Annotated in this window: 12 protein-coding genes; 9 read left to right on the top strand and 3 right to left on the bottom strand. The window is 35.7% G+C overall.

All coding sequences use genetic code 11. The features are described 5' to 3' along the window. Positions 1–2 precede the first annotated feature (2 nt). From H6F32_RS07030 to H6F32_RS07000, 7 genes are all read left to right on the top strand, one after another. Positions 3–626, top strand: coding sequence for a Uma2 family endonuclease (locus tag H6F32_RS07030; protein WP_190368616.1), 624 nt, complete (start codon positions 3–5; stop codon positions 624–626). 34 nt (positions 627–660) lie between these two features. After that, positions 661–2,649, top strand: a complete 1,989-nt coding sequence (gene dndD, locus H6F32_RS07025; protein WP_190368615.1) for a DNA sulfur modification protein DndD — start codon at positions 661–663, stop codon at positions 2,647–2,649. 81 nt (positions 2,650–2,730) lie between these two features. Further along, positions 2,731–3,120 (top strand): DNA sulfur modification protein DndE, encoded by a 390-nt coding sequence (dndE, locus tag H6F32_RS07020; protein ID WP_190368614.1) that lies wholly within the window; start codon positions 2,731–2,733, stop codon positions 3,118–3,120. A 33-nt stretch (positions 3,121–3,153) separates the two neighbouring features. Further along, positions 3,154–4,647, top strand: a complete 1,494-nt coding sequence (locus H6F32_RS07015) for an AmpG family muropeptide MFS transporter (protein WP_190368613.1) — start codon at positions 3,154–3,156, stop codon at positions 4,645–4,647. A 2-nt stretch (positions 4,648–4,649) separates the two neighbouring features. Continuing rightward, entirely contained in the window at positions 4,650–5,060 is a 411-nt protein-coding gene (locus H6F32_RS07010) for an ABC transporter permease (protein WP_190368612.1), read from the top strand. An 11-nt stretch (positions 5,061–5,071) separates the two neighbouring features. Beyond that, positions 5,072–5,578, top strand: coding sequence for a GNAT family N-acetyltransferase (locus H6F32_RS07005; protein WP_395939580.1), 507 nt, complete (start codon positions 5,072–5,074; stop codon positions 5,576–5,578). Positions 5,579–5,763: 185 nt separating this feature from the next. Beyond that, positions 5,764–6,519, top strand: coding sequence for a HEAT repeat domain-containing protein (locus H6F32_RS07000; protein ID WP_190368643.1), 756 nt, complete (start codon positions 5,764–5,766; stop codon positions 6,517–6,519). Positions 6,520–6,875: 356 nt separating this feature from the next. On the opposite strand, the gene H6F32_RS06995 is transcribed toward H6F32_RS07000, so the two are convergent. Together H6F32_RS06995 and H6F32_RS06990 are read right to left on the bottom strand one after the other, a co-directional pair. Then, positions 6,876–8,840, bottom strand: coding sequence for a DICT sensory domain-containing protein (locus tag H6F32_RS06995; RefSeq protein WP_190368611.1), 1,965 nt, complete (start codon positions 8,838–8,840; stop codon positions 6,876–6,878). 330 nt (positions 8,841–9,170) lie between these two features. Next, on the bottom strand, positions 9,171–9,851 hold the full coding sequence (locus tag H6F32_RS06990; RefSeq protein WP_190368610.1) for a GNAT family N-acetyltransferase: 681 nt from the start codon (positions 9,849–9,851) through the stop codon (positions 9,171–9,173). Positions 9,852–10,342: 491 nt separating this feature from the next. Between H6F32_RS06990 and H6F32_RS06985 the strand changes: the two genes are divergently transcribed. Then, positions 10,343–11,551: a hypothetical protein gene (locus H6F32_RS06985; RefSeq protein WP_190368609.1), complete on the top strand. Its 1,209-nt coding sequence runs from the start codon at positions 10,343–10,345 to the stop codon at positions 11,549–11,551. A 327-nt stretch (positions 11,552–11,878) separates the two neighbouring features. On the opposite strand, the gene tsaD is transcribed toward H6F32_RS06985, so the two are convergent. Then, positions 11,879–12,928: a tRNA (adenosine(37)-N6)-threonylcarbamoyltransferase complex transferase subunit TsaD gene (tsaD, locus tag H6F32_RS06980; protein ID WP_190368608.1), complete on the bottom strand. Its 1,050-nt coding sequence runs from the start codon at positions 12,926–12,928 to the stop codon at positions 11,879–11,881. Between the two features lie 257 nt (positions 12,929–13,185). On the opposite strand from tsaD, the gene H6F32_RS06975 reads away from it, so the two are divergent. Continuing rightward, positions 13,186–13,329 (top strand): hypothetical protein, encoded by a 144-nt coding sequence (locus tag H6F32_RS06975; protein ID WP_190368607.1) that lies wholly within the window; start codon positions 13,186–13,188, stop codon positions 13,327–13,329. The last annotated feature ends 60 nt before the right edge of the window (positions 13,330–13,389 follow it).

Raw genomic sequence — 13,389 nt, 5'->3', positions numbered from 1 at the left:
AGATGTTACAAACATTAACCGAATTAATAGACTTAGAACAATTTTCCGAGTGGTATCCAGATGGCTATGGGAAATTTGAATTACATGATGGAGTAATTATTGAAATGCAACCAACGGGAACTCATGAACAAGTAGGAGGATTTTTAGGATTAAAATTAGCAGTACAAATTGAACAAAATAATCTCCCTTATTTTATTCCCCGACAATGTATTGTTAAACCTGTAGATTCTGCAAAATCTGGTTATAATCCTGATGTCATTGTCTTAGATTGGGATGCTATTAATAATGAACCATTATGGAATAAAGATTCTACAATTACTCAAGGTAAAACAGTACGTTTAATCATTGAAGTAGTGAGTAAAAATTGGCAAGATGACTATTTAACCAAATTGGCAGAATATGAAAAATTAGGTATTCCTGAATATTGGATTGCTGATTATTTAGCTTTAGGAGGTAGAAGATATATTGGTAATCCTAAACAACCAACTATATCTATTTATAACTTGGTTGAAGGTGAATATCAACTAACTCAATTTACGGGTAATGATGTTTTGATTTCTTCCACATTTCCTAACTTAAATTTAACTGCTGATGAGATTTTCCAAATCGGTAAACAAAGAAATTAACTATCAATTGTCAATTATCAATTATTTAACAACCATGATATTCCTAGAATTAGTTCTGCAAAACTTCGGACCTTACGCTGGTAGACAAGTCATCAATCTCAACCCTAGAATTGATGAAGATAATCACCGCCCAATTATCCTTTTAGGAGGTATGAATGGAGGCGGAAAAACCACCCTTATGGATGCAATTCGTCTAGCTTTATATGGACCACGCGCCCAATGTTCCACCAGAGGAAATCTCAGTTATAGTGATTTTTTAACTCAATGCGTCAATAGCAAAGCTAACCCCATAGAAAAAACCAGAATTGAATTAGTTTTTGAACATATTGAAGATGATAAACCCATTCAATATCGCATCGTCAGAACTTGGGAAAAAAACCCTAAAGATGGTAAAGACTCTTTAGGTATTTTAGGAGAAGATGAAACTTGGCCAGACTCCTTAGCTAATATTTGGGATGAATATATAGAAAATATCTTACCTTTAGGTATTTCTAATTTATTTCTATTTGATGGAGAACAAGTTAAAGAATTAGCAGAACAAGAAACTCCTCCTCCCATTGTAGTTGATGCTATTAATGCACTTTTAGGATTAGAATTAGCTGATAAATTAGCTATAGATTTAGAAATATTAATTAATCGTAAAAAGAAAGAAAATGCTGATAGTCAAGATTTAGCTAAATTGGAAGAAATTGAATCTCGTTTAGCAAAACAACAAGAAACTTATGATGATTTAACAAATCAATTAGAATCTCTAAATAATGAACTAACAGAATTAAAAACTAAATCTGATGATGCTTTAAATAAATTTATTTCTGAAGGTGGAAAAATTGCTTCAGAACGCAGTCAATTAGATAACCAAAAAGAAGAGAAAACTAAAATTATTGAAAATACTCGTAAATCCTTATGTGATTTAGCAGCAGATGTGTTACCTTTAGCTTTAATTCCTAATTTATTATCTCAAGTACAACATCAAGTTGAAAAAGAATTTCGCACTCAACAAATGCAATTAGCTAAAGATGTTTTAATTGCTAGAGATCAAAGATTAATTAATTGGTTAAATACATTAGATATTGAATTAGAAAAATTAACAAATATTCAATATTTTTTAGCAGAAGATATCGAAAAATTATATACAGCTAATTCATCCAAAGAAATAACTTGGTTAAATGCAGATGAAGAAAGTTTAACCTTACTTGATAATTTAATGTATCGTCTGAAAACTTGCCAAAATACTGCCCAAAAACAATTATTAGAATTAAGTAATTATCAAGAGGAAATGTTTAGATTAGAAAGACAAATGCAAACCGCCGCAACACCAGAAGAATATACAAAGTTAAAAAATACAATGGAAATATGGCGTAATAGACATAGTAAAATGCAGAGTAAAGTAGAACTTCATAAGCAAAATTTACAAGAATTAGAAATAAAAATTAATCAAACTAAGAAAGAATTAAATAGTTATACAGTAGCAAATCTTAAACATGAAAGTAATGAACATTTAATTAATGCAGCAACCGAGGTACAAAATACGTTAAAAATATTTAGAGAAAGATTGACTTTAAGGAAATTGAATAAATTAGAAGACGAAGTTAAAAACTGTTTTCTTTATTTACTACATAAATCAGATTTAGTTTATAGAATAGCTATTGATGAGAAAACATTTAGACTATCATTATATGATTTTAATGGTAAACCAGTTGCTAAACATCGCCTATCAGCAGGAGAAAAACAATTATTAGCGATCGCTTTCCTTTGGGGACTAGCAAAAGTATCAGGGAAACGCCTTCCAGTAGCCATAGATACACCTTTGGGAAGATTAGATTCATCCCATAGAAATAACCTTGTAGAACGCTATTTTCCCTCAGCAAGTCATCAAGTAATTCTCCTATCCACAGATACAGAAATAGGACAAAAAGAATATCAAAACTTAACAGAAACAGAAGCGATCGCCCGTCAATACCTATTAAAATACCATCCTGGAAAAAGAGAAACAACAATTCAAGATGGATACTTTTGGCAATAGTTGACTAAATTAAGATAAAACTCCGAGACTCTGGGTCTGTGCGTGAAATAAAATCATATTCTTCTACATACTACCAAAATCATGGAATCTCCAATAGAACGCATTCGTCTATCTCAAACCGCCAAAGATCAACTCTTAAAACTCAAACGTAACACAGATATAGAACAGTGGAATATACTATGTCGTTGGGCATTTTGTCGTTCCTTAGCTGAACCGACCCCACCCACATCCGTACCCATTCCCCAAGATAGCAACGTAGAAATGACATGGCGCGTATTTGCAGGAGAAATGGGCGATATTTTCCTTTTAGCATTAAAACAACGCTGTCATAATGATGGGCTAGATATCAACAGAGAAACCCTGATAACTCAATTTAGATTACACTTACATCGAGGTATAGGATACTTAGCTGGAGATGCTAACATCAAGAAAATTGAAGATCTAATAGAAATGGCTACAAAGAAACTATAATCTTCCTGAATTCACAAATTTTTGCCAATTAAAATGAACGAAATTCAAGCATTAAAACAGGCATTTCAAAACCGAAAAATGGCAGGGTTGTTATTATTAGGATTTGCATCCGGTCTACCTTTATTTCTCACGACCCGTACCCTACAATTATGGATGAAAGATGCCAATGTAGACGTTGCTAAAATTACCCTATTTGGCTTAGTTAGTTTACCATATTCCTTAAAATTTATCTGGTCGCCTTTAATTGATAGATTTTCTCCACCATTTTTAGGAGGAAGAAGAGGATGGTTATTTTTAACTCAAATTGGTTTAGTTATAGCTATTGTAGCAATGGCATTGCAACAACCAAATCAAAATACACAAGTATTAATGACCTTAGCAATTACATCCTTTATAATTGCTTTTTTAAGTGCCACTCAAGATATTGCTGGTGATGCCTACCGCACAGAAATTTTAAAACCCTTGGAATTTGAAACAGGTGCATCTTTGTGGGTTTTAGGTTATCGTATTGCCCTATTTATTGCCTTTTCCTTAGCTGCATGGTTAGCAGGTTTTTTGCCTTGGAATATAGTTTATTTATTCATGGCAGGATTTATGTTAATTGGTGTAGCTACCACTTTTTTTATTGCCTCAGAACCACAAATAGAACATAACTCTACATCAACAAATAACACATCTTTACCAATAAAAGATGTTATATTTCTTTTAGTTATTATTACCGTAATTACTGGTTTAGTTGGTGGTGTAATTTCTGAATATATACCTTTAAAAGTATTTTATTGGATCTTAGGTGGATTATTAATATTTTGGATTAGTGCCTCAATTATTTTACCTAAACCTCAACTAAATGAAAATCAAGAAAATATCACACCTCACACATTACAAGAAGCTGTAATTTTACCATTACAAATCTTTTTAGAAAAATTTAGCATTACTAAATCATTGTTAATTCTTCTATTTATTGTTTTGTATAAATTAGGAGATTCTTTAGTAGGAATTACTGCTAATTTATTTGCTAAAGAGATTAAATTTGATAATCAAGAATTGGCTACAGTTTATATTATTGGATTAGTTGCCACTACCATAGGAGTGATATTAGGTGGGATAATCATGACCAAAACTGGCATTCATCGCGCCCTCTGGATATTTGGTATCCTGCAATTACTCAGCAACTTAGGGTATTATGCACTAGCGATCATAGGCAAAGATTACTCTATGTTAGCGATCGCCATTATCATTGAAAATACCAGTGCCGGACTAGTTACCGTAGTCACCGTAGCCTATTTGATGAGTTTATGTAGTAAAAACTTCACTACCACACAATTTGCCCTATTTTCTAGCCTCATGGCCTTAAGTAGAGACGTACTGTCTGCACCGGCAGGAAACTGGGCTAAAGTAACTGGCTGGCCGACATTTTTTCTTCTGTCTATGGTAGCAGCACTCCCAGGACTGTTATTATTACCCTTAGTTGCACCTTGGAACTCAAAACCAGCTACAATTAACAGACCAGGAATAGAGGAAGATTAAATATGGGAAATCAAGTAGTTATCCTTGTTGGTACATTTGTCTTAATCATTACAGGTTTATTACTAGGCTATGTACTCTCCCAACTAGTATTACAAACTCTCACCTTTAACTTCCTCACCATTTTAGGAACAATTAGCCTGATCATCATCTTTAGTACACTCTATTACGTTCTATTTTGGCAGTTAAAACGTGAACCATCACCAATACAGCCTGGCAAAATTAACAAACCAGTAGATGAAGGAGATCCAGAAAATACCAGTAACTATCTCAAAAATCGGCTAATTGCTAGATTATCAGGTGATGTAGCTGCCGCAGAGAGATTAATTGAACAAGCCAAACAAAACTTTCCTGGCATGGCAGAAAACTGGTACTGTGAAAAAGTCCTAGATGAATTAGATCAAAATCAACCTTAACTTTTGTTATTTTGAATCTCCCTTTTCCCGTACCCAGTTATTATCTTCGCCAAGGCACAACTTTAGATAAAGCCATTTTGGTAAAATTCATGCAGCGTGCATATCAGGAAATCTTTCCCGATACCCACGGCGAGGGAAGCTATCAGAATTTTGCCCATCTAGCAACCACAGTAGAACAGTATTTTTGTCGTGATACTCCTATATGGTGGGTATATCCACAGTTAACAGAAGGTAATCACAGCAAATTCTGTTCCCCTATAGCTGGTTTATGGGCAGGAAATGCTATAGATCAAATTACAGGTAATCGTCATGCCCATATATTTCTAGTGTATGTTGAACCAGAACATCGGCGTAGAGGTATTGCTACAGCATTAATTCAGCACTTAGAAACTTGGGCAAAACGAAGAGGCGATCGCCAAATCGGGTTACAAGTATTTCAAATTAATACACCAGCCATCAACCTTTATCATCACCTGGGCTATCAAACACAATCCCTATGGATGGTAAAATCACTGTGAAAATAGTCGCTAAATAAAGTAGAGCAGGCATCTTGCCTGCTAAAATTATGGAAATTGCATATACTATAGCTTACTTATTAGACTTATTATTAAAAACTGACTCTTGAGTGTGGAGTGTAGAGTGCTGACTCCTTGATCTCCTGACTCCTTGGATAATTGATAAATAATTATAAAATTCCATCATGATCTACAACGAAGACCAAATAACCTTACTTGACACAGAAGAAGATTTAGAAAGCCCCCTAGATCAGATCAAACCACTGGAAGAAACAGAAATAGTCAAACCGGATCCAGAATTAATGCTAACACTGCTGACCAACCCTCAACCCCAGCAAAGAATGTTAGCTGCCCGTGCCTTTTGTGACATTACCGATGCCAGGGCAACACCCCAATTAATCCAACTTTTACAAGATAATTGTCCTCTAATACGAGTCAGTGCCGCTTATGGTATTGGTCGTAACCCCTCCCCGGAAGCCGTAGAACCCCTAATTGATCGTCTTAACCTTGATTTTAACGGTTACGTTCGCAAAGGGGCAGTATGGGCATTAGGTAACTGTCGTGATCAACGTTCCCTGTTACCCCTTACAGAAGCCTTAAAAACAGACATACCTGCCGTTCGTCTTTGGGCGGCCAGTGCCCTAGCACAGATGACAGAAGTAGGTTATGAAGCAATAATTACAGCCATTCCTTTCCTCATAGAAGCCCTAGTACAAGATCCCATTGCCGCAGTTCGTAGTAACTCAGCCTGGACTATTGGCCAACTTTGTAAAGAATTACCATCTAACGTAGTGTATGCTACAGCCGTAGATGCCTTAATACAAGCCTTTGCCGAAGATCAAGATTTAGGAGTAAGAGAAGACACAAAAGCCGCACTTTTAGGAGTAGGAGATCCTCATGGATTACAATTAATTGAAACCTTAGAAAATGAAGGATGGTTTTAATCATTATCGGAACTTCAAAAAAATTAAGCCCAAATAAAGCGAAAACTCGCTTTATGAGAGGCAAATACTTCACGATTGACACAATCTTTCGTAAGGTGCATCAGACTGCATGTAAATAGGGCTTGATGAAAAAATATAAAACCCAGACAAATCAAAGTTTGAGGCTGATAAGCACAGAAAATTGGTGCAAGGGTTTTGAGGAGTATAGTACCAAAACAAAGGTCCAATACAAAAAACTCCCTGATCTCCTTAGCCTCAATCAAAGGACTTTTTAGTACAAACCCTAAATAAATAGATTGTTGATATCTGACCTACCCTACCCCTACCAATGTGCCAGTTGCGTAAGTCCTGTATTTTTAGCGATCGCTTGCCACTATAGGAATTGTAAAGTGAAATTGACTACCCTGGTCCTTACCCCTAGATTCGGCCCAGATTTTTCCACCCCAACCAGTAACTATTTGCCTGCAAATCGCTAAACCCAATCCTGTACCTCCGGCAGTACGCCGTAAAGCTCCCTCCTCTTGATAAAACCGATCAAACACTATTTCTAACCTTTGCGGTTCTATACCCCTACCAGTATCCCCCACAATAACTTCTACCATTTCCTCATTACTCCTGGCATCAATAGTAATTTCACCTATACTGGGTGTAAATTTACAAGCATTTTCTATGAGTTTAGCTAATACCTCCACTAACCAATCACCATCGGCTCTCACTAAGGGTAAACTATCAACTACATAGGTTTTAATCTGCGGTATTTCTTCTTTGCGGGTACGTAAACGACTTAGTGCTAAATCTACACATTCTTGCACAATTAATGCTTCAGGATGCCACTCTACCCGGCCACTTTCTAGGTTAGATAAGGTTAGAAAATCTTGTACTAACTTTCGCATTCTTTCTGAATCCGCTAAAGCAGTGTTTATCATCACCTGTTGTAGTTCCAAAGGCATATCCGGTTCACTATATAAACTCTCTAAACAAACTTGTATGGTTGATAATGGTGTGCGCAATTCATGACCCGTAATGGCAATAAGATTACTACGAGTTCGATCTAACGCCTCTAATTGTTGATTTAACTCTTCTAAGTGGGAAAAAGATTCTGCTTGAATTAGTGCTGCACCGATTTGGGTAGCGATCGCTTTAACTAAATCTAATTCTCCCTTTTGCCATACATGGGACGGAAAATAGCAATAGTGTAGTTCCACAATACCTAAAAGTCGTCCTTGAAATAACACTGGTTCGATTAACCAAGAACGAACACCAAATTTTTTAACTATAGCAGATAACGAGGCGGATCTTTTTACTCGACTATCTGTAATCGTATCAGCAACACAGACCCCTTCTAAATGTTGTGTGATTTCTTGAAATAGGGGATTATACTCTAAATCCCAAGTTTGCCCTAAAACCGACACCACACCTCGATCTAAAAATTCATGTTCAATAGTAGCCTTTATATCCGTCACCTGGGCGCGATAAATTAGACAACGACAGGCTTCTAAATGTGTACCTAACTGCTGGGCAGCTACTTGGAGGATTTCATGAGGATCAAGCGATCGCCTAATTGCGGTACTAATAGAATTTACTAAACTTTCTTTTCTTGCTTGGGCTGCAATAGAACGATAGGCCTTATGTAGTTTATATTGACTTGCTTGTAAATATGTCACCAATCTTTGTACAAAAGGATTAGTATCAATATCGTAACCATACTGTGTACTGATCATAGAATCCTGATTTTCCTGATCAATATTAAACCTATCCATAATCGCTCTAACTTTCTCCTGTAGTTCAGGACGATAGAGTAAAATTCTCTTTAATAATAATTCAGCAGCTTTCAGAGTGACAATACGATCATAAGTCCAAATACCTTCAAATCTCCGCGCTGTATCTATATCTACACTAGGAATAGAGTCAGGTAGTTCTTGGTTTTTTCTCAGAGACCCTTTACTTTCGTGACATACCAAACAAGTAGAATAATTCTCTGCAATGACCACTAAATGCCATTCTTGACTTAAAGGATCATCAATGTCAAAGGCCACCTTTTCATAATATTGTGAATCATTACGAAACTCTGTTTCTAGTACAGATAATACATATATTTGATTACTTTTCTCTGCTAACCGTTGATAACGGTGTGCTTCTTGACGATAAAATCGCTCATGTTGAAAACTAGCAATAATTAGCGGTTGGTTAAAAGTAGCCGCCAAAACCTGATCTTCCATAGCATGAGAAAGTGCAGTTAAAGAAGCCTTAAAATATAGCTGGGGTCTTAAGTTAGGTAGTGACTTGAGTAAATCACTGAGTACAGAAGTTAAAATAGTCATGAATATATGTAAATGCCCAATCTTAGAAAATCACCAGGTCATAAGTGCATTTTACAAAAAACAATACCATACTAACATAATAATTAAGTTGCGATATGTTAAGAATTTCATAGCTAATCATCTATTAACCTAAGTTGCTAGTTACAAATAACTAGGTTTATTACTCGACTAGTACAGATTGGCGGAAATAAACCAACCATTCTAAATCGTTAAAAAGCCTATAATGTCTTAGTTTTGAATGCATGACTTCCGCTTTGGGGTACAAGATCCCCCCTTGCTGTGAGTTCAAAAGGGGTGAAACCAATCAAATTCCCCGTAAAAAAAGGGGATTTAGGGGGATAAAAAAGGTTTATAATTATAACTAGTAACTTGGGTTATTCTACTTATTTTTTTATGTAGCAACATTTGACGTGAGCTATTAAGTATAATTCCCTTCCAATAGGAGTCAATATGACTAACATCATATTGTAACTTCAAATAAAGCTGACAAGCAGAAGCATTTTTTTCCAGTACATGAAGATATAAATCCTCGTATCCCCAGCACTGGGTAATTTCTTCACACTTAGTCAATAAATTAGATGCTACACCAATCCGCCGATATTCTGGTTTAACTGCTAAATTAGACAGATACGGACAAGATTTTTGCCCCCATCTCCCAACATCAATAAATTTTACCGCCAATTCGGCCGTACCAATAATTTTCCCATCAGACACATCCACAACTACTAGACAAACATGATGGGATAATGACAAAACTAGACGATGGCGTAGATCCTCGTAAATACCTAGACGAAACAAGGGAAAAGCCCATCCCCAAAAACCGGTTTGCGAATGAAAACTTTCTGCGATAATTTGAGCTACACTCATTAAATCATCAAGGGTAGCTCTACGAATTTCCATTTGTCCAGAATAGAAATTATGACGGTTTTGATGGTGAGATGTACGGTAATGACTAGGTTGAACTGAGTTAAACCTAAACAACCAAGTGCAAAAAGCTAATAATTGCTTCATAATTCTCATATACCTACTGTTGTTCTGTAAATGCTCAATTAGTAATTTACGTTATTCTTTGTAATTACTAATCAACTTTAAAGAAAGTACTTTTTTGATAGTATACTTACACTGTCAGTTATGGGACTTACGCAAGTGTCACACTAAAAAATCTGTTGAGTGGGTGTGTCAGATATCAACAATTTGGTTATTTACATGATATATACTGTCTGACGTGGTTGGTGAGCTTATTGAACCACACCCTACCAATGTGCCAGTTGCGTAAGTCCTGAGTTATTGTCATGTATTCTGGATAACGCTATGATAGCGATGTAAAATTAGATTATACTCAAGTTATTACCCAGTTGTAATAACTTCTGCGGTAATTCCAAAACCTGTAACCTGTAAAATAGGCATCAGAAAAGTCTGAAGTACGAGTGCGGAGTTTCAGGAGTTAAAAGAAGATGGAGAAAAAATTTTAATTTTCACCCTATACCTATTCCCTATATATTATGATTAGAGATCATAAATTAATTTCATCTTTAGATTTCAGGAAACATCATGATTCACCTTTTTTGTGGATTTTTGTTACTATCACTTCCTTATCTTTACATTTATTGGTATTTTGGTTAATTCAATCATATACTATTTTTTCATCTTCTTTATCTGGCTCAAAAAAAAATATTATCTCTGTTGATTTTATTGATATTTCTAATTCTCCAATATCTCAAAAATATGGCAATTTATCCATTGCTAATGATAAGAATAGTGGTAAATCTCCCAACTATACTGAAAAACTGGCTAAAAAACCATCTAGTTCTGCTAAAATTATTTCTGATCAAGACTTACAAAATTTGGAAAATAATGATTCAAGCATAACATCCTCATCTCCTATTCCATCTTCTCAAAAAAACCAAACTACAAATTCTCAACTTGATAAAAATCAACTTAGTAAATCTCCAACCACCAAATCTGAAAATAATCAATCTCGCAATTCACAATCTCTAGTACATCAAAATCCTAACCCTCAAACTACTACTAAACCGGAAAATAAGCAACATCAAAATTCACAATCTCCAGTACATCAAAACCCTAACTTTCCACCTGATAAAACTACTAAATCTGAAAATAATCAATCTCAAAATAATTTACCAGTTAAACAACAACCATATCCTGCATTTACAAATACTCCACAACCAAAAATTACAATTCCACCACAGGAAAAACCCTGGGAACGTCGTCAAGATGTTAAATTAGGAGAAGAGAAACCTTTACCCCAAGATATTAAGCCAGAACCTTCTAAAACAGATCAAAGAGAAGATAGGGGAGGAGCTATTGCTACTATTACACCTTTAATTAAAGATGAAGTTAATGAATTAATACGACAAAGAAAATTGCTTGTAGATGCTTTGCCAGATATATTCCCAGAATATAAAGGTAGTGAAACTCAAGATATAGATATTAGTTTGCTTGCTAATGATGTTATTTTACAACCAGCAAGTATATTTGCGAGTTTAATCATTGACAAGGATGGTAAATTTAGACAATCTGTAATTGTATCTATTGAACCTGATACATTGTACACTGATAAGAAAATATATGAAAATGCATTAAATCAAATATTTCAGCAAAGTAGTTTTACATCTGCTGTAAATAAAGACGGTTCAAAGCCTGAGTTAAGTAATCTATATGTACGGTTGAAAATTGATTTAACGAATTGATAAGCAGATGTGCAGCACTCACTGTATAACTAAAAAACCTAAAATTACTGTAGTGCAAGCATTTTCCTTGCATCCCACATTCGGCACCCTCAACTATCACACAACGAAAATCAGTCATTTAGAGATTGAGAATTGGCGAACTGCTTGCAGCAGTGCTTCGCTATCCCCACGTAAGATTTAGACTATGTTGTATGAAAATTATCCTCAAATGTATTCAATGTGACATGGGAGGGTGCGGAAGGTAGGTTGCATCTATTATCCAAATTAAAACCACAACAGCTTAATTGGTGATTGGTGATTGGTGATTGGTGATGGGTAAAATGTACTTTATTCCACTAATTCATATAATTTCATAACTTGACTCAAGGATAGCCGGGAATGAACGCCTAATGTGATAGGTGATATATGTCCCCGTGAAAAGTGTTCTGCTGCTGCACAGGCTATCATGGCGGCATTATCGGTACAATACTTCAGCGGTGGAAATAAAACTCTGATATTGTGTTCTGCTGCGGCTGTTTGTAATTGTTCTCGCAGTCCACTGTTCGCTGCTACACCTCCACCTATGGCAATTGTATCTAATCCATAATTACGGGCGCAGGCGATCGCTCTTTTAGTTAAAGCTCGTACTACTGTATATTGAAAACTAGCAGCTATATCCGGTAATGATATTTCTTGGCCATCTCTTTCTAATTGTTGTACCAGGCGCATTACCGCAGTTTTCACTCCACTAAAACTACAATCATAAGGATGATAACCGCCCTGGGGTAAGGAAATTTTACCTTCTGGGAAGACGAAAGCCTGGGGGTTGCCATTACGTGCTAATTTATCAATGATCGGTCCACCAGGATAACCTAATTTTAATAATCGTGCTACTTTATCAAAAGCCTCTCCTGCTGCATCATCACGAGTTTCTCCTAAAGTTTCATAGACACCACAATCTTTAACATAAATTAAACTTGTATGACCACCGGAAACAAGTAAACTCAAAAAAGGTGGATTTAAACTGGGTTCAGCTAAATAATTTGCATAAATATGACCTTCCAGGTGATGCACCCCCAAAAATGGCTTATGATGTACCATAGCCAAAGTTTTAGCCGCCATTAATCCCACTAATAAAGCACCTACCAAACCAGGCGCACAAGTGGCTGCGATCGCATCAATATCATTCCAACCCAAGCCACTAGACTCCATAGCTTGTGTTATTTCATAGTTGAGAGTTTCTAAATGTTGACGTGATGCTACTTCCGGCACTACTCCACCATACTGCTGATGAATAGGAATTTGAGAAGATATAATATTACTACACACTTGACGGTTGTTTCCAATCGCCACAGCAGTTTCATCACAACTAGTTTCAATGGCTAAAATAGTAGGCATGGCAAATGACCAGATTTTAAATTTATGGTGTATTGTAACTTTTTCTAACAATTAAACGCCTAATTTCACCCTGTTATTCTATATTTTCATTGCGAATCTTTAACTTTTGTGGACTGAAACTTTACTCAGTTCCCAGCAAGGGAGTATGATAATTCCCTAGTTATCTCAATAAACAGTGATGCACTAAATACTAAAAGCACTAGAGATCGCAAGATATCTATGGCATTTTGGTGCGATTTAGTTCACCTGAAACATTAATGAAGGCCGCCAAAAATAAATTGATCTTTCTTTATCCTTTTGGTATTGCCCAAACCGCAACAAAAAAGGTAAAAACAAGAAAGATATTAAAATTAGAATGGCAGTTGATTAATGAACTACAACGCAAGATATTGCCGGGATAGAACTAGGTTCTATAAGGTTCTATAACGCTATGTCCGGGGATATCCAAGGATAGTCCGGGC

Origin of the sequence: Anabaena sp. FACHB-1237, from assembly GCF_014696225.1 — a bacterium.
Taxonomy (GTDB): Bacteria; Cyanobacteriota; Cyanobacteriia; order Cyanobacteriales; family Nostocaceae; genus FACHB-1237.
The sequence above is the reverse complement of the archived record's forward strand: the minus strand, read 5'-3'. Positions and strand labels throughout refer to the sequence as shown.

Coding starts and splice junctions, on each gene's coding strand:
- H6F32_RS07030 (WP_190368616.1), top strand. CDS start 3: ATGTTACAAACATTAACCGAATTAATAGACTTAGAACAATTTTCCGAG.
- dndD (WP_190368615.1), top strand. CDS start 661: ATGATATTCCTAGAATTAGTTCTGCAAAACTTCGGACCTTACGCTGGT.
- dndE (WP_190368614.1), top strand. CDS start 2,731: ATGGAATCTCCAATAGAACGCATTCGTCTATCTCAAACCGCCAAAGAT.
- H6F32_RS07015 (WP_190368613.1), top strand. CDS start 3,154: ATGAACGAAATTCAAGCATTAAAACAGGCATTTCAAAACCGAAAAATG.
- H6F32_RS07010 (WP_190368612.1), top strand. CDS start 4,650: ATGGGAAATCAAGTAGTTATCCTTGTTGGTACATTTGTCTTAATCATT.
- H6F32_RS06995 (WP_190368611.1), bottom strand. CDS start 8,840: ATGACTATTTTAACTTCTGTACTCAGTGATTTACTCAAGTCACTACCT.
- H6F32_RS06990 (WP_190368610.1), bottom strand. CDS start 9,851: ATGAAGCAATTATTAGCTTTTTGCACTTGGTTGTTTAGGTTTAACTCA.
- H6F32_RS06985 (WP_190368609.1), top strand. CDS start 10,343: ATGATTAGAGATCATAAATTAATTTCATCTTTAGATTTCAGGAAACAT.
- tsaD (WP_190368608.1), bottom strand. CDS start 12,928: ATGCCTACTATTTTAGCCATTGAAACTAGTTGTGATGAAACTGCTGTG.
- H6F32_RS06975 (WP_190368607.1), top strand. CDS start 13,186: ATGAAGGCCGCCAAAAATAAATTGATCTTTCTTTATCCTTTTGGTATT.